22 protein-coding genes and 3 pseudogenes are annotated in these 24,801 nt (G+C 68.3%); 12 read left to right on the top strand and 13 right to left on the bottom strand.

The window, feature by feature from the left end; all coding sequences use genetic code 11:
- Nucleotides 1-90: 90 nt before the first annotated feature.
- The 4 genes from MSM1_RS14485 to MSM1_RS14470 form a co-directional block, all read right to left on the bottom strand.
- Entirely contained in the window at nt 91-282 is a 192-nt protein-coding gene (locus MSM1_RS14485) for a helix-turn-helix domain-containing protein (protein ID WP_213443442.1), read from the bottom strand.
- Nucleotides 283-446: 164 nt separating this feature from the next.
- A complete protein-coding gene (locus MSM1_RS14480) occupies nt 447-2,078 on the bottom strand; it encodes an ABC-F family ATP-binding cassette domain-containing protein (RefSeq protein WP_213443440.1) in 1,632 nt (543 codons plus the stop codon).
- Between the two features lie 160 nt (nt 2,079-2,238).
- Nucleotides 2,239-2,595, bottom strand: a complete 357-nt coding sequence (gene trxA, locus MSM1_RS14475) for a thioredoxin (RefSeq protein ID WP_213443438.1) — start codon at nt 2,593-2,595, stop codon at nt 2,239-2,241.
- 2 nt (nt 2,596-2,597) lie between these two features.
- The gene (locus tag MSM1_RS14470; RefSeq protein ID WP_213443436.1) at nt 2,598-4,679 is read right to left on the bottom strand and encodes a heavy metal translocating P-type ATPase; all 2,082 of its coding nucleotides are present in this window, start codon (nt 4,677-4,679) and stop codon (nt 2,598-2,600) included.
- A gap of 117 nt (nt 4,680-4,796) precedes the next feature.
- Between MSM1_RS14470 and MSM1_RS14465 the strand changes: the two genes are divergently transcribed.
- The 6 genes and pseudogenes from MSM1_RS14465 to MSM1_RS14440 form a co-directional block, all read left to right on the top strand.
- On the top strand, nt 4,797-5,198 hold the full coding sequence (locus MSM1_RS14465; RefSeq protein WP_213444465.1) for a metalloregulator ArsR/SmtB family transcription factor: 402 nt from the start codon (nt 4,797-4,799) through the stop codon (nt 5,196-5,198).
- Between the two features lie 201 nt (nt 5,199-5,399).
- A pseudogene (locus tag MSM1_RS14460) lies at nt 5,400-6,431 on the top strand (acyl-CoA dehydrogenase family protein); the annotation flags it as partial.
- A 165-nt stretch (nt 6,432-6,596) separates the two neighbouring features.
- Complete coding sequence (locus tag MSM1_RS14455; RefSeq protein WP_213441075.1) at nt 6,597-6,968, top strand: hypothetical protein; 372 nt, start codon at nt 6,597-6,599, stop codon at nt 6,966-6,968.
- A 30-nt stretch (nt 6,969-6,998) separates the two neighbouring features.
- Nucleotides 6,999-7,601: an IS607 family transposase gene (locus MSM1_RS14450; protein WP_213443431.1), complete on the top strand. Its 603-nt coding sequence runs from the start codon at nt 6,999-7,001 to the stop codon at nt 7,599-7,601.
- Complete coding sequence (locus MSM1_RS14445; protein ID WP_213443429.1) at nt 7,598-9,304, top strand: hypothetical protein; 1,707 nt, start codon at nt 7,598-7,600, stop codon at nt 9,302-9,304. The genes MSM1_RS14450 and MSM1_RS14445 overlap by 4 nt, the downstream gene beginning before the upstream one ends.
- Before the next feature lie 10 nt (nt 9,305-9,314).
- Nucleotides 9,315-10,103, top strand: a pseudogene (locus MSM1_RS14440) (acyl-CoA dehydrogenase C-terminal domain-containing protein); the annotation flags it as partial.
- 240 nt (nt 10,104-10,343) lie between these two features.
- On the opposite strand, the gene MSM1_RS14435 reads toward MSM1_RS14440, so the two are convergent.
- On the bottom strand, nt 10,344-10,715 hold the full coding sequence (locus tag MSM1_RS14435) for a hypothetical protein (RefSeq protein WP_213443425.1): 372 nt from the start codon (nt 10,713-10,715) through the stop codon (nt 10,344-10,346).
- A 7-nt stretch (nt 10,716-10,722) separates the two neighbouring features.
- Here MSM1_RS14435 and MSM1_RS14430 point away from each other — a divergent pair, with 7 nt between their 5' ends.
- On the top strand, nt 10,723-10,992 hold the full coding sequence (locus MSM1_RS14430) for a hypothetical protein (protein ID WP_213443423.1): 270 nt from the start codon (nt 10,723-10,725) through the stop codon (nt 10,990-10,992).
- Nucleotides 10,993-11,067: 75 nt separating this feature from the next.
- Here the strand turns inward: MSM1_RS14430 and MSM1_RS14425 are convergent, their stop codons facing one another.
- From MSM1_RS14425 to MSM1_RS14395, 7 genes are read right to left on the bottom strand one after another with little or no spacing between them, the layout of a single operon-like run.
- Complete coding sequence (locus MSM1_RS14425) at nt 11,068-11,409, bottom strand: metal-sulfur cluster assembly factor (RefSeq protein WP_213443421.1); 342 nt, start codon at nt 11,407-11,409, stop codon at nt 11,068-11,070.
- Nucleotides 11,390-11,866: a Fe-S cluster assembly sulfur transfer protein SufU gene (gene sufU, locus MSM1_RS14420; protein WP_213443420.1), complete on the bottom strand. Its 477-nt coding sequence runs from the start codon at nt 11,864-11,866 to the stop codon at nt 11,390-11,392. The genes MSM1_RS14425 and sufU overlap by 20 nt, the downstream gene beginning before the upstream one ends.
- A 7-nt stretch (nt 11,867-11,873) precedes the next feature.
- Nucleotides 11,874-13,127, bottom strand: a complete 1,254-nt coding sequence (locus tag MSM1_RS14415; RefSeq protein ID WP_213444462.1) for a cysteine desulfurase — start codon at nt 13,125-13,127, stop codon at nt 11,874-11,876.
- A 2-nt stretch (nt 13,128-13,129) separates the two neighbouring features.
- Nucleotides 13,130-13,960, bottom strand: a complete 831-nt coding sequence (sufC, locus tag MSM1_RS14410) for a Fe-S cluster assembly ATPase SufC (protein ID WP_213443419.1) — start codon at nt 13,958-13,960, stop codon at nt 13,130-13,132.
- Nucleotides 13,957-15,174: a Fe-S cluster assembly protein SufD gene (sufD, locus tag MSM1_RS14405; protein ID WP_213443418.1), complete on the bottom strand. Its 1,218-nt coding sequence runs from the start codon at nt 15,172-15,174 to the stop codon at nt 13,957-13,959. The genes sufC and sufD overlap by 4 nt, the downstream gene beginning before the upstream one ends.
- Nucleotides 15,171-17,738: a Fe-S cluster assembly protein SufB gene (sufB, locus tag MSM1_RS23010; protein WP_213443417.1), complete on the bottom strand. Its 2,568-nt coding sequence runs from the start codon at nt 17,736-17,738 to the stop codon at nt 15,171-15,173. Before sufB ends, sufD begins: the two co-directional genes overlap by 4 nt.
- The gene (locus MSM1_RS14395; RefSeq protein ID WP_213444460.1) at nt 17,735-18,556 is read right to left on the bottom strand and encodes a metalloregulator ArsR/SmtB family transcription factor; all 822 of its coding nucleotides are present in this window, start codon (nt 18,554-18,556) and stop codon (nt 17,735-17,737) included. Before MSM1_RS14395 ends, sufB begins: the two co-directional genes overlap by 4 nt.
- Before the next feature lie 70 nt (nt 18,557-18,626).
- On the opposite strand from MSM1_RS14395, the pseudogene mptB reads away from it, so the two are divergent.
- The 4 genes and pseudogenes from mptB to MSM1_RS14375 all read left to right on the top strand — a co-directional run bounded on the left by mptB (nt 18,627) and on the right by MSM1_RS14375 (nt 23,044).
- Nucleotides 18,627-20,337, top strand: a pseudogene (mptB, locus tag MSM1_RS14390) (polyprenol phosphomannose-dependent alpha 1,6 mannosyltransferase MptB).
- Nucleotides 20,334-21,266 carry an ABC transporter ATP-binding protein gene (locus MSM1_RS14385; RefSeq protein ID WP_213443413.1) on the top strand — a complete coding sequence of 311 codons (933 nt, stop codon included), beginning with the start codon at nt 20,334-20,336 and terminating at the stop codon, nt 21,264-21,266. Before mptB ends, MSM1_RS14385 begins: the two are co-directional and overlap by 4 nt.
- Nucleotides 21,263-22,042 carry an ABC transporter permease gene (locus MSM1_RS14380; protein ID WP_213443411.1) on the top strand — a complete coding sequence of 260 codons (780 nt, stop codon included), beginning with the start codon at nt 21,263-21,265 and terminating at the stop codon, nt 22,040-22,042. The genes MSM1_RS14385 and MSM1_RS14380 overlap by 4 nt, the downstream gene beginning before the upstream one ends.
- Nucleotides 22,043-22,087: 45 nt before the next feature.
- Complete coding sequence (locus tag MSM1_RS14375; RefSeq protein ID WP_213444458.1) at nt 22,088-23,044, top strand: heme A synthase; 957 nt, start codon at nt 22,088-22,090, stop codon at nt 23,042-23,044.
- Here MSM1_RS14375 and MSM1_RS14370 read toward each other — a convergent pair.
- Nucleotides 22,994-23,728, bottom strand: coding sequence for a hypothetical protein (locus tag MSM1_RS14370; protein ID WP_213443409.1), 735 nt, complete (start codon nt 23,726-23,728; stop codon nt 22,994-22,996). The genes MSM1_RS14375 and MSM1_RS14370 overlap by 51 nt on opposite strands.
- Before the next feature lie 19 nt (nt 23,729-23,747).
- Here MSM1_RS14370 and MSM1_RS14365 point away from each other — a divergent pair, with 19 nt between their 5' ends.
- The gene (locus MSM1_RS14365; RefSeq protein WP_213443406.1) at nt 23,748-24,731 is read left to right on the top strand and encodes a quinone oxidoreductase; all 984 of its coding nucleotides are present in this window, start codon (nt 23,748-23,750) and stop codon (nt 24,729-24,731) included.
- Nucleotides 24,732-24,801: the final 70 nt, after the last annotated feature.

Genomic DNA, 24,801 nt, shown 5'->3' with positions numbered 1-24,801 from the left:
CCGTGGCGGCGTGCGCGGCGGGACCCACAGTTGTACGCCGCCGTCGTGGACCTGGTGGAACACTCGGCGCGGCACCGGTGAATCGCGGCGTTAGCGCACTCGCCTGCGGTGGTTGGGTCCCCCTCGGCTGCGCATCGTGGTGCCCGATTCCCGCAGCATGCTGTGAATGGATCCGTATGATCTGCCGGTCGACGCCGCCAGCTTGCGGATGCTGGCCCCGCCCTCGTAGGCGGTGCGCAACTCGCCCAGCAACTGCTCGCGTGTCTTCTTCGATTTCCTCATCTGGCGCCTCCCGCGATGCCAAGACCCCGGTGTGGCTAGCCTAGGGAAGCCACCGCCGGGCGCGCGCCCGTTTCACCGAAAACGCTTGCGGCTCCACGGGGCCGAGCGGCCTGGCGATCGGCGACCCCGCGTTTCGCGTTATCAGACCGCCCCGTTTCGCGGTGTCAGGCCAGCTGGATCAGATCCCGGTACTCCTCAGACCAATGGTCTTCGGTGCCGTCGGGCAGCAGCACGACGCGCTGCGGGTGAAGCGCCTCGGCCGCCCCCGGGTCGTGCGTCACCAGCACCACCGCTCCCGCGTAGCTGCGCAGTGCGTCGAGCACCCGCTCCCGAGACGCGGGATCGAGATTGTTGGTCGGCTCGTCAAGCAACAACACGTTCGCGGTGGAGGCCACCAATCCGGCCAAAGCCAGCCGGGTCTTTTCCCCGCCGGAGAGCGTGCCGGCCGGTTGGTCGAGCTGCGGACCGCTGAACATAAACGCCCCGAGCAGGCCGCGCAGGTCCTGCTCACCGGATCTCGGCGCCATGTGGACGATGTTCTGCCATACCGTCGCATCGTCGTCGAGGGTGTCGTGCTCTTGCGCGAAATAGCCCAGTTTCACCCCATGGCCGGGCTCAAGTGTGCCGGCGGTCGGCTTTTCGACACCGGCCAGCAGCCGCAGCAGGGTCGTCTTGCCGGCACCGTTGAAACCGAGCACCACCACCCGCGAGCCCCTATCGATCGCCAGGTCCACCCCGGCGAACACTTCCAGGGATCCGTAGGTCTTGGTCAGGCCCTTGGCCACCAACGGCGTGCGCCCGCACGGCGCCGGGGTGGGAAACTTGATCCGGGCCACCTTCTCGGCCGGTTGCTCCTCGTCGAGAGCGGCCATCATGCGGTTAGCGCGTCGCAACATGTTCTGGGCTGCAACCGCTTTGGTGGCCTTTGCGCCCAGCTTGGCGGCCTGAGCACGCAGCGCGGCGGCCTTGCGTTCGGCGTTGACGCGCTCCCGGCGGCGACGCTGCTCGTCGGTGGCGCGGGCATCAAGGTATTTTTGCCAGGTCATGTTGTAGACGTCGACCTCGCCGCGCGCCGCGTCTAAGAACCACACCCGGTTGACCACCTCGGCCAGCAGCTCGACGTTGTGGCTGACCAGCACCAGCCCGCCGGTGTGTGCCCGCAGGAAATCCCGCAGCCAGCCCAGCGAATCGGTGTCGAGGTGGTTCGTCGGCTCGTCGAGCAGCAGCGTGGTCGACGATCCCGGGCCGCTGCTGCCGGCGGCGGCGAAAAGGATGCGCGCCAGCTCCACCCGGCGGCGCTGACCACCCGAGAGGGTACGCAGCGGCTGAGCCAGCACCCGTTGGGGCAGACCAAGATTCGCGCAGATGCGCGCGGCCTCGTTCTCGGCGCCGTAACCGCCCAGGGCCGCGAAGCGCTCCTCGAGCTCGCCGTAGCGACGGATCGCGCGGTCGAGGTCGTCGTCGCCGGCGACCTCGGCCATCAACGCCTGCTGCTTTTCCATCTCGGTGAGCAGTGCGTCCAATCCGCGGGCCGAGAGCACCCGGTCGCGCGCCAGCACCTCCAGGTTGCCCTCTTTAGGATCCTGTGGCAGATAACCGATTTCGCCGTTGCGAAGTACCGTGCCGGCATACGGCTGGCTTTCGCCCGCGAGGATCCGCAGCGTGGTGGTCTTGCCGGCGCCATTGCGCCCGACCAGCCCGATGCGGTCACCGGGCTGAACGCGCAGACCGGAACCGCTAACGGAGAGCAACGTGCGGGCTCCGGCGCGGACCTCAAGGTCCGTTGCCGTGATCACGGTCACCCTCCTGTTCGCCTAGTGCCTCACCGACGCACACCCGGGGCTCGGGTTGGCCGCGCGGCTACCGCCGCCTCGACGGTGGCCGCGTGCGAACGCAGGCCCGGCGTCCGCGTGCATGTGCCCCCAGATTAGCGGCGTCTGGGCCGCGGTTGCGCGATCAGGGTTGCTCGCCGGTGGCGTCCGCGGCGTCGACGTCAAATGCCTTGACCCGCTGCACCAGCTCCTCCAGGGCGGCCGGCGGCAAGGCCCCGGCCTGGTTGAACACCAGCCGGCCCTTCTTGAACGCCATCAGCGTCGGGATGGCCCGGATCCGGGCGGCCGCCGCCAATTGCTGTTCGGCTTCGGTGTCGACCTTGGCGTGCACCACGTCGGGATGCTTCTCCGACGACGCCTGAAACGTCGGGGCGAAGGCGCGGCACGGCCCGCACCAGGACGCCCAGAAATCGACGAGCACGATGTCGTTGCCGGTGATGGTGTCGTTGAACCGCTCAGCGGTGAGATCTACGGTAGTCACCCCTAGCCCAACGCGGCGAGCTGCCGTGCTTGTTCCCCGCGCTGCCCACCGATTGCCGAACCTGCTGGCTGGGTCCGTCCGCCGGTCGTGGCCGGCGGACGCGGGGTGCGCCGAGCCGTGCTCCCGGCCGGCCCGCGGTGCGGCGCCGCCGCGGCGCGCCAGGCGCCGTTGGTCAGCAGGCGCAGACCGTTGAGAGCGACCAGCACGGTGGATCCCTCGTGACCGGCCACACCCAGCGGCAGTGGCAGGTACCCCAGCAGGTCCCAGGCCACCAGCGCGGCGATGACGGCGGCCGCGATGGCCAGGTTCGCGATCACGACTCGACGGGCACGGCGCGCCAGCGCGATGATCGTCGGGATGGTGTGCAGTTCGTCGCGAACCGTCACCCCGTCGGCGGTCTGCAGCGCGAGGTCCGAGCCGGCGGCGCCCATCGCGATGGCGGCGTAGGCCGCGGCCATGGCCGGAGCGTCGTTGACGCCATCGCCGACGACGAGCACCCGGTGGCCCCCGGACTGCAGCTCCCGGACCGCGTCGACCTTCTGCTCGGGCAGCAACGCCGCGCGCACCTCGCTAATGCCGGCGTGGCGGGCGGCGTGGGTCGCTGCGCGAGAGTTGTCACCGGTGAGCAGCACCGGCGAGCGGGCGGTCAGGGCCCGCAGCGCCGCGACGGCCCCAGCGGCCTCGGGGCGGATCTGGTCGGAAAGCCCCAGCACGCCGGCCGGACTCCCATCCACCAGCACCACGACGGCGGTGGCCCCCTCCTCCTGGATCCGCGCCAGCTGCGGAATCAGTGGCCCGCGGTAGCTGTGCGGGCTGCACAACTCGACGAGGGCCGGTCCGACGACAGCTCGGACCCCACGGCCCGGCAGGGCGCGAAATTGCGCCGCCGGTGGAATCGCGACACCGCGCGACCGGGCGGCATCCACGATCGCCCGCCCGAGCGGGTGTTCGCTGGATTGTTCTGCGGCGGCGGCCAACTGCAGCAGCCGCTTCCCGTCGATGCGATCGGGATCCAGCGACTCGACGGTGGTCAGCCGCGGCACACCGCAGGTCAGGGTTCCGGTTTTGTCCAGCGCGACGATGCTGATGCCGGCGAGGCGTTCAACGACGACGGCGGATTTGACCAAGACCCCGTGGCGGCCGGCGTTGGCGATGGCCGACAGCAGCGGCGGCATGGTGGCCAGCACCACCGCGCAGGGAGAGGCCACGATCATGAACGTGATAGCGCGCAGCAACGCCGAGTCCAGCCGGGCGCCGCAGAGCAGCGCACCGGTAACCAGGGCCAGAGTGGCCACCACCACGCCGACGGAGTAGCGCCGTTCCAGCCGCTCGATGAAGAGCTGGGTTTTGGCCTTGGTGGCCGAGGCGTGGGTCACCAGTGCGACAATGCGGGCGACAACCGTCTGCGTCGGGTCGCGAGTGACCAGCACCTGAAGCGCCCCCGATCCGTTTAACGTTCCGGCGAACACCTCATCGCCGGGGGCCTTTATCACCGGCAGGGATTCCCCGGTGATCGAAGATTGGTCGACCTCAGAGGATCCGGAGACCACGATGCCGTCGGCGGAGATGCGCTCGCCCGGACGCACCAGCACCCGGTCACCCACCACCAGCTCGGCGGCGGCCACTCCCCTCTGGTGGCCGCCGCCGTCGATCACGACGGCCCGGTCCGGCGCCAGGTCCAGCAGACCCCTGACCGAGTGCGCCGTCCGTTTGGTGGCGATGTCTTCGAGGGCCCCGGAGGTGGCGAAGATGACGATCAGCAGCGCGCCGTCATCGACCTGCCCGACCGCGGCCGCGGCGATAGCGGCGAGAACCATCAACAGATCCACATCGAAGGTTTTGTGGCGCAACGCCCGTAGCCCACTCCGCGCCGGCTGCCACCCGCCGCTGACGTAACAACCGAGATACAGTGCCCACCAGACGATGGGGGGTGCCCCGGCAAACTGAGCGCCCAGCCCGGGCACAAACAGGGCCAGCGCGCCCAGCGCCCACCACACCGAACCCGTCGGCCGCGGCAACAGGGGCCGCCCGCTGACTCGCCGGGTGCCGTTTCGGACCCGTCCCCCGAGCGCGATCCCGGTCATCCAACGCCCTCCTCGGGATAGTCGGCACTGATGGCAGTATAAATGTATACATGTCGAGGTCAACATCTCTTTTCGGCATCGGTCGTTGTGTGGTTGAATTTGGAGGTGGCACATGACATGGACAGCCGCACCGAGCCGCTGCTGACGGACCCCATCGCCGCCGGCAAGGTGGCCGAAACCCTCCAGGCGCTGGCCTCGCCGACGCGGCTACGCATCCTCACCCGGCTGCGGCAATCGCCGTGCTCGGTGACCGAGCTGGCGGCCGCGGTCGGAATGGAGCAACCCGCCGTGTCCCATCAACTCCGCCTGCTGCGCAACCTGGGCTTGGTGGCCGGCGATCGCAGCGGGCGCAACATCGTCTACCGGCTCTACGACAACCACGTCGCCGCGCTGCTCGACGAGGCGGTCTATCACAGCGAGCACCTCCGCCTGGGTGTCAGTGACACGTTTCCCCACCCGATCAACCCCACCAGGCAGGGACGATCCGGATACCGCCGGGAACAATCCGTTCGCCGCTAATCTCGCCGCCTGATTTCGAAACCTACTGCCACGCTGGGATATTCACTGCTTACCCGACTCGATGCGCGTGCCGGGGTTACGCCGGCGTAGGTTACGGTTCCGTCAGCGTAGGTTACGGTTGCGTATCTTATTGTCGGTGCTACACACTGTGATGAAGCGTTGCAAGTGATTTGGCGGATAGTTTTGCGGGGAAGGAAAACCGTGGGGCACTACATCGCCAACGTGCGTGATCTGCAGTTCAACCTCTTCGAGGTCCTCGACATCGGCAGGGTCCTCGGCGTGGGCCGCTACCGCGATCTGGATGTTGACATGGCGCACACCATGCTTGGCGAAGCCGCTCGTTTTGCCGAGGGTCCGGTCGCCGAGTCGTTCGCCGAGGCCGACCGTCATCCACCGGCACTCGACACGGATCGGCACACCATCGACGTGCCGGCAGAATTGGCCAAGACGGTGCAAGCCGTTAAGGAATCCGGGTGGTGGCGTATCGGCCTGGCCACAGAGATTGGCGGCGTTGCCGCCCCGGCCCCGCTGACCTGGGCGATCAACGAAATGCTTTACTGCGCCAATCCGTCTGCGGGGTTTTACTACAGCCTGGGCCCGGCGATCGCCAATGCCCTCTACCTGGAGGGTACCGAACAGCAGAAGCGGTGGGCGGCAATGGGGCTGGAGCGCGGCTGGTCGGCCACCATGGTACTGACCGAGGCCGATGCCGGCTCTGATGTCGGGGCGGCCCGGACCAAGGCCATCGCCCAGCCGGACGGGACGTGGCACATCGAGGGTGTCAAGCGATTTATCTCCGGCGGTGACGTGGGCGACACCGCCGAGAACATCTTCCATCTCGTGCTCGCTCGCCCGCAGGGCGCCGGTCCGGGCACCAAGGGCTTAAGCCTGTTCTATGTGCCCAAGTACCTGTTCGACCCGCACACCCTTGAACTTCGCTCCCGCAACGGGGTGTTCGCCACCCAGCTGGAACACAAAATGGGTCTGAAAGCCTCACCAACCTGTGAATTGACCTTCGGTGCCAACGGATTGCCCGCTGTTGGCTACCTGGTCGGCGGCGTGCACAAGGGCATCGCGCAGATGTTCACCGTGATCACCCACGCCCGCATGACCATCGGTGTCAAAGCTGCCGGCACGCTGTCCAGTGGATACCTCAACGCGCTCGCCTTCGCCAAACGCCGCGCGCAGGGTGCGGATCTGACTCAGATTGCCGACAAGACCGCGCCGCGGGTTGAGAACAGCTGGTGATTTTGTTGGCCGGTAGCGGTCGGCCGGTTGTTGTCGGACTTGTTTGAGAGTATGTGACTGCTGGACTCTCGCCGGTCTGGGTTCGGATGGTTTTGTTGGTCATTATTGGCCATGGTGGTGGTGCGTTCGATGCGTGATGGAGGAAATGCGATGAGCGCGAAGGTTGTCGTCAGCGCCTCGCTGTCCAGCAGCTATGACAAGCGGTATGTCGTCGTCGACGAGGCGACCGGTGAGGTGCTCGATGATGCTCAGGGCTACGGATATAAGACCGCGCAAAACGCGCACCGCGCACACGCCTTTAAGTCGATGTCGGCGAAGAAGAAGCGCGAGCGCGCCGCGGCGAAACGACGTGTGCAGCGTTGGTGTGGGCAGCACCCAGAATTCGTGCAGCACCTCGAACAGGCGGCGTTCTACGCGATCAAGGACGGCGAGAACGTCACCGCAGCGGATGTGCGGGCGATGCTGGCCGAAGATGGCCTCGAATTGCCTTTTCCGGTCGAAGACCTGATGAGGCATTGGTGAGGCTTGGCTCATCGTGGCCCTGATGATTATGTGTCGGCGACCGCGGCGGCCTACCGGTTGGGGGTGTCGACGCGTACGTTGCGCCGCTACACCCAACAGGGCCGGTTGCCCGATGCCCGCAGTGCTGGTGGGCGACGGATCTTCCGGGTCGGTGACCTCGATGCCCTCACGCGTAAACCTCCAACGGGCACGGCTGTTGGGTACGCGCGGGTGTCGTCGCGGCGGCAGCAGGCTGAAGGTGACCTCGATCGGCAGGTCGCGCGACTACAGGAACATGGCATCGATTTGATCGTGTTTGCCGATGTCGCGTCCGGGTTGGCGGACCGCCGGGCTGGGCTGGGTAAAGCGTTGAGCGAGTGCATGAAACCCGGTGTGGATCGGCTGGTGGTGGAGCATCCTGACCGGCTGGCATGGTTCGGGGTCGGGGTGATCGAACACTTGTTGGCCGGCTATGGGGTGTCGGTGGTCTACATCGGCCGGCCTGAGAATGAGTCGGCTGAATCAGAGCTGGCGCGCGACATGCTGGCCATCGTGACCAGCTTCGCCGGCCGACTGTACGGGCAGCGCTCAGCGAAGACGAAGCGGCTACGGGCCGCGGTGTCAGCTGAAACCGAATCCGGTGATGCGGCATGACCGATCGTGAGTTGCGCGCGTGGCGCGGGGTGAAGCCGGTCGCTGCACCGGTGGGCGTGGCGATCAGCACCCGGGTGCGCACGACATCGCAGGACGATCAGGTGTTAGAGCGTGTGGCTGAGCATCTAGGCCGGTTGCGTCGCGCTGATCTCGCCGTGGTGTCTCGGCCCGGGCCGGTCGACGCGGCGCTGAACGCCGATGAGCGGCGACAGCTGCGTCGGGATCGGCTAAATACCCGCAAGAAAGGGTTGACTGCGGCGTCGTCGGCGCGGTGGGCTAATGCGATCATCGCCGCCAATGATGATCAGGTCCGCCGGGCCCGCGATGCCCAGTACCGCCATGTGGCGGGGTTACGGGCGGCGATCGCCACCATCGAGGCGCGTCTAGCGGCGCCGACCGCGGACATGCTGTCCGTCGCTGAGCGCAAGGCCCGCCGAAAAGCCAAGGCCGCCAGAGGGTATGCCAACCAAGCTGAACGTTTCCAGAAGCAACGTCGGCTGCAGCATCTACGGGGCGAGCTGGCCCGGGTGCAACGGGATCAGGCCGCCGGTGTGGCGCATGTGGTGGAGGGCGGTAAACGCCTGGCTGCGACGCGCCATCACCTCGACAAGGCCGGTCTGACCGAAGCCCAGTGGCGCCGGCGGTGGCAGGCATCCCGGTGGCGAATCAGGGCGAACGGCTCGCCCGATGAACCGTTCGGGAATCTCACGATCACAGTGACCCCGGCCGGGCAGGTCAGTATTCGGTTGCCGAAACCGTTGGAACACTTCGCGAACGCCCCACGAGGCCGTTACGTCCTCTCCGGCAGCGCGGTGTTCGCGCACCGCGGCGGTGAATGGGTCCAGCGGATCATCGGCGCTAACTCGGTGTCCTACGCGATCAGCCGCAAACCCGGCAGGGCTGGGGTGTATCTAACCGCGGCGTGGGCGATCCCGTCTGTGCCGTACTGGGTAGGCCGCGACAATTGCGCAGTCGGCGACGGCGTCTACGCCATCGGGTCGGTGGTGGGAGTGGATCTCAACGATGGGCACCTGGCGGTGCGCCGGCTGGACGCCCACGGCAACCCCGTGGGTGCGCCCAGGCGGATCGACATCGACCTCACCGGGTCGGCGTCGCGGCGTGACGCCCAGGTCCGCCACGCCATCACCGCACTGATCAAGTACACGCGCCGCCACGGTGTTGCGACGATCGCGGTGGAGGACCTCGACTTCGCCGACGCCAGGATGAGCGGGCGGGAAACTATGGGCCGCGGCGCGGCCGGGAAACGGTTCCGCCACACCGTGATATCACGCATCCCGACCGCGGTCTTCCGTACCCGGCTGACCGGTATGGCCGCGGTCGCCGGCATCCAACTGCTGGCAGTCAACCCGGCTTACAGCAGCATTTGGGGCGCCCAACACTGGCAGCGCCCCTACCCCAACGTCACCCGACACCAGGCAGCAGCCACCGTGATCGGGCGTCGCGCCCAAGGCTTTTCAGCCCGGCGGCGGGAAGGTGTGACACCACAGCGACCAGAGGATCATGTGGTGAGAGCTACCAACCAGGCCGGGCCCGACAGCCGACAGGTGACCACCGGTAGCCGCCACCGACCAAGGACGCGAGGAACCGAATCTCGCCCACCTTCCCGGAACGTACGCGGTGATCCGGGCCGGGCAACCGTTACCCCGGCACAGTTGGCCAACAACGACCAACTACGTTTGTAACGGTCACGATCATCCATCATCCGTGCGCCGCAGTCTGATGACCCAGAAGGCCTACGCCGAGGGTCTGCGCGCCCTGTACATGTACGCCGCCGCACACCAGGACGAGGATTTAGCGCAACATGTTTCGGGAACCGACCCCGACATGGCGCGCCGGGTCGCCGATCTTTTGCTGCCGGTGGTCAAAGGGGCCGGCTCAGAACGCGCCTACGAAATGCTGACCGAATCGCTGCAAACGCTGGGCGGCTCGGGCTATTTGTCCGACTACCCCATCGAGCAGTACATCCGCGATTCCAGGATCGACTCGCTCTATGAGGGCACCACCGCCATCCAGGCGCTGGATTTCTTCTTCCGCAAAATCGTGCGCGACCGCGGCCAGGCCCTTGATCACGTGGCGTCGCAGATTAGACGCACCATCGAGACCTGCGACGACACCTTACGGCCCACCGCCGAGCGGCTTCGTATCGCGCTCGAGGACGTCACGGCGATGACGGCCCGCCTGACCGGATACCTCGTGGGCGCCACCCGCCAACCCACGGAGATCTACAAAGTTGGGCTGGCATCGGTGCGATTCTTGCTCGCCGTGGGTGACTTGCTCATCGGCTGGCGGCTGCTGGCAGGGGCGGATGTCGCGCACACCGCTTTGGCTAACGGGCCGGCGGCCGACGCGGCGTTCTATCGGGGCAAAATCGCCACCGCCGGGTTCTTCGCCAAAAACATGCTGCCGAACCTTACCGCGTTGCGCCGCATCATCGACTCGCTCGACGGCGAGCTCATGGCCCTTCCCGAGGCGGTTTTCTGAGCATCCGGGGATCGCATCCGCCGCGCGATTGGTTGCCCGGGGGTGACGACACGAGCGGCATAAACATAAAGGCCCACATCGCCGCCCGGGGGCGGGCACAATAGGCAGTGCCGGGCACCGCCGGCGGCTGGAGAGCATCATGTCTGACACCCCATGTCGCCCGCGACCGGGACGATTCGCGGGCCTGACGCTCATCGCTGCCACCGCGTTGGTGCTCAACGGCTGCGGCACACCGGCGGATCACAACCCCGCAACACCGGCTACCCCGGCAAGCCCGACGCGCCTGACGGCCCCGCCCGCGCCGCCTCCCACCCGGGGCGCAGACCACGTCGAGGGTGTGATCAGGTCGGTGGCGGACAACAGGATCCGGCTCACGCAGCGGGATCGAAGCGCGGCCACGGTGGCCTTCACGGCATCGACACACATCATCGAGACCACCCCCGCCCGGCTGGCCGACGTCACCGTCGGCCGTTGCGCCACCGTGCGTCCCGCCGCCCAGGACACACCCGCCGGCGCCGCGATCATCGCCAGATCGGTGACGGTCAGCGCGCCCACGGGCGGCAGGTGCCCGTCACCGCCGGCGGCGAGCGCGCCCACGGAGAAACCGGACATCAGCGGCATGGTCGCCGCCGTCTCGGACACCGCCATCACCCTCGCCCACCTGGAGGCGGACGGCACGAGCACCCCGACCGCCGTGAGCGTCACCACCACGACCTCCTTCACAAAACAGACACCCGCCCCCGCGCAAGCGATCGTTGCGGGTAAGTGCCTGGCGGCGCAGGGAGCCAAAGACAACAGCGGCGTGCTGCAAGCCACGGCAATCGAGCTGCAACCATGCCCGCCACTGGGCGGGCATCGCCATCACATCCCCCACTACCGGCGCGGCTAGAAACGGTCCGCCCCGGCCGCCTCTGGCTGGCGCCGGCTGGCACCGCGCTGGCGGGCGCGATTCACAGGGAGCGAATCAGACCGTGAAACCGAGGGCGCGCAGTTGCTCCCGGCCTTCGTCGGTGATCTTGTCGGGCCCCCACGGCGGGTTCCACACCCACTCGATGCGCACCTCGTCCACCAACCCACTGCCGATCAGCGCGGTCCGGGACTGATCCTCGATGATGTCGGTCAGCGGGCAGGCCGGCGACGTCAGGGTCATCGCGATCAGCGCGACGGTCCCCTCCTCGCCCTCCGCCACGTCGATGCCGTAGACCAGTCCCAAGTCGACGACGTTGATACCCAGCTCCGGGTCGACGACATCACGCATCGCCTCCTCGACGTCGGCGAGCAACTCGTCATCGGTGGCTTGGCTCATCGGCTCCCTCCTCGAAATCCTCGGTGGCTTGGGCCAGCGCGTCTTTGAACGCCATCCAGCCGAGCAACGCGCATTTCACCCGCGCCGGGTATTTGGCCACCCCGGCGAACGCGACCCCATCGCCCAGGACGTCCTCGTCACCGGCGACGGTGCCCCGCGAGGACACCATTTCGGTGAAGGCCTCGACGGTCTTCATGGCCTGGCCCACGCTCTGGCCGATCACCTGCTCGGTGAGCACCGAGGTCGACGCCTGGCTGATCGAACAGCCCTGCCCGTCATAGGAGACGTCGGTGACCCGTTGACCGTCCCCGGACAGGGTGACCCGCAGCGTGATCTCGTCGCCACACACCGGATTGGCGTGGTACACCTGCGCGGTGAATGGCTCGCGCAGCCCCCGATGCTGCGGATGCTTGTAGTGATCGAGGATCACGTCCTGATAGATCTGCTCCAGGCGCATGGCCGCATCACGCCCCGCCGAAGAAGTCCACCGCCCGCCGCACGCCGGCCACCAGACGCTCGACCTCCTCAACGGTGTTGTACACCGCAAACGATGCGCGCGCGGTGGCCGCCACACCGAAGTGCCGATGCAACGGCATCGCGCAATGGTGCCCGACGCGCACCGCGATGCCGTCGTCGTCGAGAACCTGCCCCACATCGTGGGCGTGCACACCCTCGACGACGAACGCCACCGGCGATCCGCGGTTTTCCATCGATGCGGGCCCGATGATCCGCACACCCTCGATACCGGAGAGGCCCTCCAGCGCCGCCGCCACCAGCCGGTGTTCGTGGGCCGCGACGGTGTGCATGCCGATGGCGCTCAGATACCGCGCCGCCGCGGCCAGCCCGACGACCTGGGAGGTCATCGGGGTGCCGGCCTCGAACCGCTGGGGCGCCGGCGCGTAGCTGGTAGCCTCCATGGTCACTGCCTCGACCATCGAACCGCCGGTGAGGAACGGCGGCATCGCCGAGAGGAGCTCGCGGCGACCATAAAGCACACCAACTCCGTTGGGGCCTAGCATCTTATGCCCAGAAAACGCGGCGAAGTCGATATCGAGCTGATGGAAGTCGACCGGTCGGTTCGGCACCGATTGACAGGCGTCCAGCACGGTCAGCGCGCCAACGGCTCTGGCTTGGGCGACCAGTTCGCCGATCGGTGCTAACGCGCCGGTCACATTCGAGTGATGGCTGAACGCAACGACTTTGACTCGCTCGTCGAGCCGCAGCGAATCCGGGTCGATGCGCCCGTCGTCGGTCACTTCGTACCAGCGCAGCCTGGCGCCGGTGCGCCGGGCCAGCTCCTGCCAGGGCACCAGGTTGGCGTGGTGTTCCAGCATGGTGGTGACAATGATGTCCCCGGGACCAACGGCGTGCTCAAAGCGGTTGTCGCCCAACACATACGAGACCAAGTTCAGAGCCTCGGTGGCGTTCCTGGTGAACACCAGCTCGTCGGGGTCGGCGCCGACGAACGCCGCGATGCCGGCGCGGCCCTGCTCGTAGGCGTCGGTGGACTCCTCCATCAGCTGGTGGGCGCCCCGGTGCACGGCGCCGTAGGAGCTGGTGAGAAACTCCCGCTCGGCATCAAGCACCTGCAGCGGACGCTGGGACGTGGCTGCGGAGTCCAAGTAGGCCAACTGCTTTCCGCCGCGCATTACCCGCTTCAGGATGGGAAAGTCGGCGCGAATCGCGGCCAGGTCCAGCGCGGCCACCGAACTCGTCATCATCAAACCCCGGTTGCCGTCGTCGGGGTGAACCGCAAGCGCGCCGCATCCGGGCGCAGCGGCTCGCCGCCATCGGTCTGGGTGAACCGCACGTAGCCGTTTCTATCGAGCTCCTCGGCCAATTCCGGACCACCGGATTGCGCGATGCGCCCGCCGATGAGCACATGCACGTACTGCGGACGGATGTAGCGCAGGATGCGGGTGTAGTGCGTGATCAACAGGATGCCGCCGTGCACCTCCTCGGCGTAGCGGTTGACCCCGTCGCTGACGACCCGCAGCGCGTCCACGTCCAGGCCGGAGTCGGTCTCGTCGAGGATCGCGATCTTGGGCTTTAACAGTCCCAGCTGCAGGATCTCGTGGCGTTTCTTCTCCCCACCCGAAAAACCCTCGTTGACGTTGCGCTCGGCGAAGGCCGGGTCGACGCCGAGCGCGGCCATGGCGCTGCGGACCTCTTTGACCCAGTGCCGCAGCTTGGGTGCCTCGCCGCGGACCGCGGTGACCGCCGAACGCAGGAAGTTCGACATCGACACCCCCGGCACCTCGACGGGGTACTGCATGGCCAAAAACAGCCCGGCCCGAGCGCGCTCGTCGACGCTCATCGCCAGCACGTCCGCGCCGTCCAGGGTGATCGACCCCGACGTCACCGCGTATTTCGGGTGGCCCGCGATCGCGTACGACAAGGTGGACTTGCCCGACCCGTTGGGGCCCATCAGCGCATGCGTCTCACCGGAGCGCACCGTCAGGTTGACCCCGGTGAGGATCGGGATCGCCCGCTGCCCGTCCGCGGGGTCCGCGACGCTGACGTGCAGGTCTTTGATGTCCAAAGTCGTCATGGGGCTGCCGTTCTCTCGGTGATGGCCAATTCGTGCTCGATGGCGGCGGTCAGGCGCTCGCGGACGCTCGGCACCGCGATCTTGGAGATCACCTCGCCGAAGAAGCCCCGTACCACCAGCCGGCGGGCCTGCTGCTCGGAAATACCCCGGGAGCGCAGGTAGAACAGTTGCTCGTCGTCGAATCGTCCGGTGGCGCTGGCGTGTCCGGCGCCGGCGATCTCCCCGGTCTCGATCTCCAGGTTGGGCACCGAGTCGGCACGCGCGCCGTCGGTGAGCACCAGGTTGCGGTTGGTCTCGAAGGTGTCGGTGCCGGTGGCCGCCGGGCGGATCAGCACGTCGCCCACCCACACCGTGTGCGCATCGGGCCGCTCAGACGCCGGATCTCCTTGCAGCGCACCCTTGTACAGCACGCTCGACGTGCAGTCGGGCTGGGCGTGGTCGATCAGCAGGCGCGACTCGAGGTGCTGCCCGGCGTCGGCGAAGTACAGGCCGAGCAACTCGGCGTCGCCGCCGGGGCCGTCGAAGCGCACCCGCCCGGTCAGCCGCACCAGATCCCCGCCGAGCATGACGGCGATATGGCGCAGCACCGCGTCCTTGCCCAGCGCCGCGTGGTGCATGCTCACCTGCACGGCGTCGTCGGCCCAGTCGGCGATCCACACCACGGTCAGCCGGGCGGCGTCGGCCACGACGAATTCGACGTTGTCGGCGTAGGTTCCGCTGCCCCGCAGGTCGATGACCACGACCGCCTCGGCCAATTCCTCGACCCGGACCTGCAGGTGCCCGTAGGCGGTCGCGCCCTCGCCGGGGCCGGTGACGACGATATCCAGCGGCTCAGCGGTGTGCGTGCCGCGCTCGACGGTGATGATCGTCCCCACGGTGAACGACGAAAACGCTTGTGCTGCAACACGATCAGCGGGAACACCACCCTGGCCCAACCGTTGGTCGCCGCGGCGCGTGGCCTCCACCCGCACGCCGGGCCGTTCGCTGACGGTGATCTGCGCGCTGCCGGTGGGCTTTCCGTGAGACCCAGCCGAGCCGTCGTGCAGGCCGCGCAGCCGCCGCAGCGGGGTGAACCGCCAAAGCTCGTCACGATGCCCGGGAACCTCAAAAGCGTCGACGTCGAACGAGCAGAACTGCGCTGCCTTGTTCGGCGCGGCAAGTTGAGACCCCGCCGGTGGCTGCTCTGCGACCTCCGCCAGGTTCTGGGCCGTCATCCGACCGCACCCTCCATCTGCAGCTCGATCAGCCGGTTGAGCTCCAGGGCGTACTCCATGGGCAGCTCCTTGGCGATCGGCTCGACGAAGCCGCGCACGATCATCGCCATGGCTTCCTCCTCGGTCAGCCCGCGGCTCATCAGATAAAACAGCTGGTTTTCGCTGACCTTGGACACGGTGGCCTCATGGCCCATCGTGACGTCGTCCTCGCGGATGTCGACATACGGGTAGGTGTCACTGCGGCTTACTGTATCAACAAGCAGCGCATCGCATTTCACGCTCGACCGGGATCCGTGCGCACCCTTGTTGACCTGGACCAGGCCGCGGTAGGAGGTGCGCCCGCCGCCCCGGGCCACCGACTTGGAGACGATGGTGCTCGAGGTGTTGGGCGCCAAATGCAGCATCTTGGCCCCGGCGTCCTGGTGCTGGCCTTCGCCGGCGAACGCCACCGAGAGCACCTCGCCTTTGGCGTGCTCGCCGGTCATCCACACCGCCGGGTATTTCATGGTGACCTTGGAGCCGATGTTGCCGTCGATCCACTCCATGGTGGCGCCCGCTTCGGCGCGGGCCCGCTTGGTCACCAGGTTGTAGACGTTGGTCGACCAGTTCTGGATGGTGGTATACCGGCACCGGCCGTGCGGCTTGACGATGATCTCCACCACCGCCGAGTGCAGCGAGTCCGACTTGTAGATCGGCGCGGTGCAGCCCTCCACATAGTGGACGTAGGCCCCCTCGTCGACGATGATCAGGGTGCGCTCGAACTGGCCCATGTTCTCGGTGTTGATCCGGAAGTAGGCCTGCAGCGGAATGTCGACATGCACGCCCGGCGGGACGTAGATAAAGCTGCCGCCGCTCCACACCGCGGTGTTCAGCGCGGAGAACTTGTTGTCCCCGGCCGGGATCACGGTGCCGAAGTACTGCTTGAAGATGTCCTCGTGCTCGCGCAGCCCGGTGTCGGTATCGAGGAAGATAACTCCTTGGGATTCAAGGTCTTCCCGGATCTTGTGGTACACCACCTCGGAGTTGTGCACCACCAGGCCCTCGGCGACGAAATTGTGCGGCCCGTCGACCTCGATGTCATACACCGGCTCCACCGCGTACGGTTGGATCGATTCGACCCGCTCGAAGCCCAACCACTCGTCGCGGCGCGGATCAGGCATCCCGGCGGCCGACCGCCCGCAGCGGCGCGGGTTGACGCGATCGAGCCGTTTCGGGTTGCGGCACCCCAGCCGCTCAACATCATCGGAGATGACCAGCCGCCAAGCGGTCTGAGTGCGCTCGGGGGCGTGGCGGCGCGGCCGGGTGAACGACCGCGGTCCGCGGGCGCGCAATCCGCAGAGATCGGCCAGTTCGCGCGCCTGCTCGAGCAATGCGCCGTCGACGCCCGTCAGTGCCACCGAGCCGCCGCCATCCGGCTGGACATCGCCGCCGACGTCAACCCAGCCGCCGAGGAACGCCAGTCGCTGATCGGTCGGCAGCGAGTAGACCCAATCGGGGACCCGCTTCGTCGCCGTCAGGCCGGCGAAGCCCAGCTCGGTGATCCACTCGGTCAACCCCGGGGAGCTCACGACAACACCGGACTCGTCGGCCTCGGTGCAACGCAGGCCAAACACCTCCGTGGTGATACGGGCCAGCTCGGCCCGCAGCCCGGCATCGGTGGCCGGGATCGCGAACTGCACGCCAGGCGTCGTCGACCGCCACAGGTTCCCGCCGCCCACAAACAAACCCAGCAACCACATCACGTCGACAGAGCTCGTCGGCGGTGTCATCAGCCCGGTAACGCTTGGGAGCTCAGCGGGCACACCGTATTCCGGAATGCGCCGCGGCGCCGCGATGAGATCACCCGGCCGCAGCTCACCCACGGTGACCCACCGCCGCGCCGAGCGGCGCCGGCCGCCTGCGGTGCGCTCGTCGCGCAATACCAGCATCGGATGGTTGGCGGTCGCGCGGATGCTGCGCAGCGTGGTCTTCACCTCGTAGGTCATCCGGGTGTCGGTCTGCGCCGACGCCTTGACCGGCGCCACCACGAACCGCTCGCCCGCCTCGTCGTAGGCGAATACCCGGTCTCCGTAGCTGATGTCTTTGATCGCGATCGGCCCGCGGTTGGCGGTCCACACCAGGCAGTCCCCGGCCAAGCACTCGTACTGAGCGGCGACACCGGCGATAAGCCGCTGCTTTTCCGCCTCCGGGATGCCCAGCTTATCGTAGGTGTTGCGAATGTCCGCGGGCAACTCATCCCAGCTTGCGGCCTGCTTTTCGGTGGAGCGCACGAAGTACTTGATGTTGTCGAAGTCGATGCCCGCCAGGTCGGCGCCCCACGTGGGCATCGGCTTGCGCTCGAAGATGCGCAGCGCCTTCAGCCGGTTCTGAAGCATCCACTCCGGCTCGTTTTTCTTCGCCGAGATGTCACGTACCACGTCCTCGGAAAGCCCGCGCCGCGCGCTGGCGCCCGCCATATCGGGGTCCGCCCAGCCGTAGCCGTACCGGCCCAGGGACGCGATCGCCTCTTTTTGGGTCAACGGCCCGGTGACCGGCGGAGTGGCCTCTGGCGTGGTGAGGGTCATATCGAGACTCCTTCGGTGCTCGTTACGCTGCGGCGCCCGCTGGGCGCCGGGATACCGTCGGTCTTGGTGATGGTGGGCGTGAGCGGGACGTGGGTGGTGCACACGCAGTCGCCATTGACGATGGTCGCCAACCGCTGCACGTGGGTACCCAGCACCTGGGCCATGGCCTGCTGCTCGGCCTCACACAACTCGGGGAATTCCTCGGCGACGTGCGACACCGGGCAGTGGTGCTGGCAGATCTGCACCCCGTGAATGGGCCCACCGACCCGGGTGCTGGTGGCGACGTACCCGGCCTTGGTCAGCGCGTCGGCGATCCGCCCGGCGGCCGCCTCGATGGCGGCGTCGGCGTGACCGGCGGCCGGCTTCACCCCGGCGAGGATCGCGTCGATGCGCCGCCGGGCGAAAGCCCGGACCGCGTCCTCACCGCCGATTTCCCGGAGTTGGCGCATGGCCGCGGACGCTAGGTCGTCATAGGCGTGACCCAGCTTGCCCCGTCCCGCCGCGGTGAGCCGGTAACGCCTCGCGGGTCGCCCGCGTCCCGCGTGCTGCCATGCCGCCGCGGGGATCGACTCGGCCTCCCCCGCGTCGATCAGCGCGTCGAGATGACGGCGCACGCCCGCTGCCGACAGCTGCAGCCGGTCGCCGATCTCACCGGCGGTGATCGGGCCGGACTCCAGCAGCAACTGCACGATCGCGCGGCGGGTATGACGATCCTGCGGCACACAGTCGGCGCCGCGCGCAGGCGAAAGGCCCTTCGCGGTGCCGCCCGGCCGGAATTTCACAACACCAGTGTGACAAAATTCCCGCCCCGGGTCCAGGGCGGCGGCCCGCCGTGACCGTTGCGCCGGTCACACCGGGGGCCGCCCGGGTGGCGGTTACGCTGCTGGGATGGCAGCCCGCCGCCATCCGCTGAGTTCGTCGATTGCCAGCTGGCACGGTGAGGAAGCGACGGTCACCGCGCCGCTGGACGCGGCCGAGTTACTCGCGGTTCGGCGCACCCGCCTTTTCGGCGCCAGCGGAACGGTCCTGATGGCGATCGGCGCGCTGGGCGCCGGGGCCAGGCCGGTGGTCCAGGATCCGACGTTCGGGGTCCGGCTGCTCAACCTGCCGTCGCGGATCCAGACGGTGGCGCTGACGATGACAACGACCGGTGCGGTCATGATGGCGCTGGCGTGGCTGATGCTGGGCCGGTTCGCGCTGGGCCCCCGACGAATGTCGCGCGGCGAGCTGGACCGCACCCTATTGCTGTGGGCGTTGCCGCTGTTGGCGGCGCCGCCGATGTACAGCAAAGACGTCTATTCCTACCTGGCGCAAAGCCAGATCTCCCGGCTGGGGCTCGACCCCTACCGGGTGGGCCCGGCCTCGGCGTTAGGACTCGACCACGTGTTCACCCTTTCGGTGCCGAGCCTCTGGCGCGAGACGCCGGCGCCCTACGGCCCGTTGTTCTTGTGGATCGGGCGCGGGATATCGGCGCTGACCGGGCAAAACATCGTCGCGGCGGTGCTCTGTCATCGGGTGCTGGTGTTGCTCGGCGTGGGCCTTATCGTGTGGGCAACGCCACGGCTGGCCCAGCGCTGCGGCGTGGCGGAAGTCAGCGCGCTGTGGCTGGGCGCAGCTAACCCCCTGCTGATCATGCACCTGGTCGCCGGCATCCACAACGAGGCGCTGATGCTCGGTCTGATGCTGACCGGCACCGAATTCGCGCTGCGCGGCCTGGACGCCGGAGGAGACTTCCCGAGGGTGCCGGGCGGGCCCGGCCGGCACAGCTGGTCCCGGCGGGCCCCGGCGGGCATGCTGCTGATGGGGGCGGTGCTGATCACGCTCTCGTCGCAGGTGAAGCTGCCGTCGCTGCTGGCGCTGGGATTTGTGGCGATGGCGCTGGCGCACCGCCGGGGCGGACGCCTGCCGACAGCCGGGGTGGTCTGCGTCGCGCTGGCAGGCGTGTCGGTTGCGGTGATGGCCGTTGTGGGCTGGGCCAGCGGACTTGGTTTCGGCTGGATCTACACCCTGGGCACCGCCAACGTCGTGCGCAGCTGGATGTCGCCGCCGACGCTGCTCGCCCTGGCCACCGGTCAGGCCGGGATTCTGCTGGGCTTGGGGGATCACACCACCGCGATCTTGTCGCTGACCCGTGCCGGCGGGGTGGCGATCCTCGCGGTCATGGTGGGCTGGCTGCTGTGGCTGGTGCTCCGCGGGCGGCTGCACCCGGTCGGGGGCCTCGGTGTGGCGCTGGGCGCCACGGTGCTGTTGTTTCCCGTGGTGCAGCCGTGGTATTTGTTGTGGGCGATCATCCCGCTGGCCGCCTGGGCAACCCGGCCGGGTTTCCGCAGGGCGGCGATCGGCGCCACCTTCGTCGCCGGTGTCTTCGGCCCCACCGCGAACGGTGACCGCTTCGCGCTGTTTCAGATCTTGGACGCCACCGCGGCCAGCACCATCGTGATGCTGGTGCTTTTCGCCCTGACCTACACCCGGCTGCCGTGGCGGCCACTCCCGCCTGGGGGCCACGAGCGGCTTGCGGGGGGCAGGGCTGAGGCGGCGCCCGCCGCCGATGCCCGCCGGCCGGCGGCCGCGCCCGGACGCTTACGCTGATGTCCCGTGAGCCGGGCCGCGAACATCCCCGTGAGACTGCGCGGGGTGTGCAAGCACTACGGATCCGTGGCCGCGGTCCGCGATCTTGATCTCGACGTGTACACCGGTGAGGTGTTCGCCCTGCTGGGCCCCAACGGCGCCGGCAAGACGACGACGGTCGAGATGTGCGAGGGTTTCATCCGCCCCGACGCCGGCACCATCGAGGTGCTCGGGCTGGACCCGATCACCGACAACGCGCGGTTGCGCCCGCGTATCGGGGTGATGCTGCAGGGCGGTGGGGGTTACCCCACGGCGCGGGCCGGCGAGATGCTCAACCTGGTCGCCGCCTACGCCGCCAACCCCCTAGACCCGCAGTGGCTGATGGCCACCCTGGGTCTCACCGAAGCCGCGCGCACCACCTATCGGCGGCTCTCCGGCGGGCAGCAGCAGCGCCTTGCGCTGGCCTGCGCCCTGGTCGGGCGTCCCGAACTGGTGTTTCTCGACGAGCCCACCGAGGGCATGGACGCACACGCCCGGGTGTTGGTGTGGGAGCTGATCGACGCGCTGCGCCGCGACGGGGTGACGGTGCTGCTGACCACCCACCAGCTCAAGGAGGCCGAGGAGCTGGCCGACCGCCTCGTCATCATCGACCACGGCGCGGTGGTGGCGGCGGGAACGCCGGCGGAGCTGATGCGCGCCGGCGCCAAGGATGAACTGCGGTTTTCCGCGCCGCCGCGCCTTGACCTGTCCTCGCTGCGTTCGACCCTGCCCGGGGACTACCGGGTCACCGAGGTGACGCCGGGTGAATACCTCGTCGAGGGCCCGATCAACCCGCACGTGCTGGCGACGGTCACCGCATGGTGCGCACGGCTCGACGTGCTGGTCACCGGTCTGCGGGTAGAGCAGCGCAGCCTCGAGGACGTGTTTTTGCAGCTGACCGGTCGGGAGCTGCGGCAATGACACCTGATTCCCGATTCACCGTGGGCACCTTCACGCCCGACCCGCGCCCCAACGCGGTGCCCCGGATGCTCGCCGCGCAATCCGCCCTGGAGTTAAAGCTGCTGCTGCGTAACGGCGAATACTTGCTGCTGACCCTGTTCGTGCCCATCACGCTGCTGGTCGGGCTCACGCTGCTGCCGGTCGGCTCGTTCGGTCCGCACCGCGCCGCGACCTTCGTCCCGGTGGTCATGGCGCTGGCGGTGATCTCCACCGCGTTCACCGCGCAGGCCATCGCGGTTGCGTTCGACCGCCGGTACGGCGCGCTCAAACGCTTGGGCGCCACCGCGCTGCCGATCTGGGGAATCATCGCCGGCAAGGCGCTGGCGATGGTCGCTGTGGTGTTTTTGCAGGCAATCATCCTGGGTGGCATCGGTTTTGCGCTAGGGTGGCGGCCCGAGCCGGCAGGGCTGGCGCTAGGCGCGGTGATCATCGCGCTGGGCACCGGGGGCTTCGCCGCCCTCGGCCTGCTGCTGGGCGGTACCCTGCGGGCCGAGATCGTCCTGGCGATCGGGAACCTGCTGGGGTTGGTCTTCGCCGGATCCGGCGCGCTGACCCTGGAGACAACCGTGCTCCCGAAGGCGGTCACGTGGGCGGCCTTGCTGACTCCGGCGGGCGCCTTCACCGAAGCGCTGTCACAGGCGATGGCCCTCTCGGTCGACTGGTTCGGTGTCGTGGTCCTGGCGGCCTGGGGCCTCCTGGCCGCGCTGGCCGCGCTGCGCTGGTTCCGGTTCGCCTGAAATCCCTACTACAGTATGTCGTTGATGGTGACCTACGATCGGGCAATGCCCGCTGGGCGCCCGCTGCGGCGGTTGGTTGACCTGCTGCCCAACCCCAGCCTGCGCGTGCAGCGCTGCATCGCCGCGGCCGTCATCCTGACCCAGGGCGGCATCGCCGTCACCGGCGCGATCGTCCGCGTCACCGCCTCCGGGCTGGGGTGCCCGACCTGGCCGCAATGCTTTCCGGGCAGCTTTACCCCGGTGGCGGTCGCGGAGGTGCCGCGCGTTCATCAGGTAGTCGAGTTCGGCAACCGGATGATCACCTTCGCCGTGGTCATCGCCGCGGTGCTTGCGGTGCTGGCCGTCACCAGGGCCCGCCGGCGTGGCGAAGTCCTGTGGTACGCGTGGCTGATGCCGGCCTCCACCGTGGTGCAGGCCGTGATCGGCGGCGTCACCGTGCGCACCGGGCTGCTGTGGTGGACGGTGGCGGTGCACCTGTTGGCGTCGATGACGATGGTGTGGCTCGCCGTGCTGCTCTACGTGAAGATCGGCCAGCCCGACGACGGGGTCATCCGCCACCTGGTTGTCACACCGCTGCGCGGACTCACCGCGCTCAGCGCGATGACGCTGGCGGCGGTGCTGGTGACCGGCACGCTGGTCACCGGGGCCGGTCCGCACGCCGGCGACCGCAGCGCCACCCGGACGGTGCCACGGTTGCGGGCCGATATCACCACGCTGGTGCACCTGCATTCGTCGCTGCTGGTCGCCTATCTCGCGCTGCTGGTCGGGCTGGGCTTCGGCTTGCGGGCCGTGCGCGCCCCCCGGTCGGTGCTGCTGCGACTGGGTGTGCTGGTGGTGCTGGTCTGCGGGCAGGCGCTGATCGGGACCGCGCAGTTTTTCACCGGCGTGCCGCCCGCGCTGGTCGCCCTGCACGTCGCGGGCGCGGTGCTGTGCACCGCGGCCACCGCGGCGCTATGGGCGTCGATGCGAGAACGGGCCCAGCCCCAGCCGCTCCAGGGCTGACTCGACGCAGAGCGCGAACTGCCGCTGGCCGACCTCGCGCGCGCCGCCATCCAGCAGCCCCCAGCCCAGCGACGGCGCGATCACATCCAGGCTCACCAGCCTCGCCTCGCCGGGGTCGCCGGTCACGTCGGCCCGGGCGTAGAGCAGGGCGCCGGTGCGGATCCCGAGGTGATCGGCGGCCGCCGCCAGGGCGGCCCGACCCACGTCCCAAAGCTCGAAATCCGGCTCGACCGGCGAATCCCCGGCGAACGCGTGCGACTGACCGCCGCAGAGGAACACCAGCGCGGTCGGGTTGCACGCCTCCGGTGCGCCGCCCGTGGGCACTCCGGCCCGCTGGAGATCGCCCAGGTATCGCTCGTCGGCATTCCAGGCGATCACATCGGGCGCGTTGAGCAGATGCGAGACGCGTCTGGTCCAGGCCAGAAAGCTCTCCAGCCGCTGCCGATAGCCCCCGGTCGCCCGCACGATCACCAGGTCGGCGTGCTCGGTGGCGGGATCATCCCAGGGCAGCCAGCGCGCCTGCAGCCCGCGCCTGCGCAACGCGCCGACCAGGCCCGCGTCCTCCCCCTCGTCCTCCCCCGAGCGCACCTGACCGGGCCATCCGGCTTTTCCCGGGGAGGCATCCTTACCGGGGCCCGCCAACACGATGCGCGGGTGGAATAGGTCGGGCCGGGCGAGTTTCATGTGCGGGCATGATAGTCAGATGCACGCAATCGAAGTGACCCAACACGGTGGGCCCGACGTTCTGCGCTACGTCGAGCGGCCCGACCCGTCGCCCGCCGCCGGTGAGCTGCTGATCAAGGCCGAAGCCATCGGCATCAACTTCATTGACACCTATTTCCGTTCCGGGCAATATCCGCGCGAGGTGCCGTTTATTCCCGGCATGGAAGTCTGTGGCACGGTCGTCGCGGTCGGTGAGGGCGTGACAGGGTTTTTCCCCGGCGAACGGGTCGTGACCGCCAACGCGTCCGGTGCATATGCGGAATTATCAACCGCCCCAGCAGAGTTCACAGCAAAAGTGCCGCAGGACATCGATCCGTCCCAGGCGGCGGCGGTGCTGCTGAAGGGACTGACCGCGCATTACCTGCTGAAATCGGTCTATCGGGTGCAGTGGGGCGACACCGTGCTGGTGCACGCCGGCGCGGGCGGGGTTGGACTGATCTTGACCCGGTGGGCCGCACACCTGGGCGCGACGGTGATCACCACGGTGTCGACGGACGCAAAAGCCGAGGTATCCCGCCAAGCCGGTGCCAGCGAGGTGCTGCCGTACCCCGACCCGGCCAGACCCGACGAGTTCGGCGCCCGGGTGCGCGCACTCACCGATGGCCAGGGCGTGCGGGTCGTCTACGACGGGGTGGGCGCCACCACATTCGACGCCAGCCTGGCCAGCCTGGCAATACGTGGCACGCTGGCCCTGTTCGGTGCCGCCAGCGGTCCGGTCCCCCCGGTCGACCCGCAACGGCTCAACACCGCCGGGTCGGTCTATCTGACCCGGCCGAAGCTTGCCGACTTCACCCGCACCGGAGAGGAATTTCGCTGGCGGGCAGGTGAGTTGCTGGACATGATCGGCTCGGGAGAGCTTACCGTCACCGTCGGCGCCAGCTACCCGCTGGCGGAGGCCGCCCGGGCGCACCGAGATCTGGGCGAGCGCACGACCATCGGCGCCCTGGTGTTGTTGCCGGCTTAGCCGTTTAGCGATTCCGGGCCGCGAAAGTGCGGACGGCGACGGTATCACTCGAGCAACGCGTCGGGCGATG

Origin of the sequence: Mycobacterium sp. SM1, from assembly GCF_018361265.1 — a bacterium.
In the GTDB taxonomy this organism is placed as follows: domain Bacteria; phylum Actinomycetota; class Actinomycetes; order Mycobacteriales; family Mycobacteriaceae; genus Mycobacterium.
Note: the sequence above shows the minus strand (reverse complement) of the source record. Positions and strands in the feature narration are given on the sequence as shown.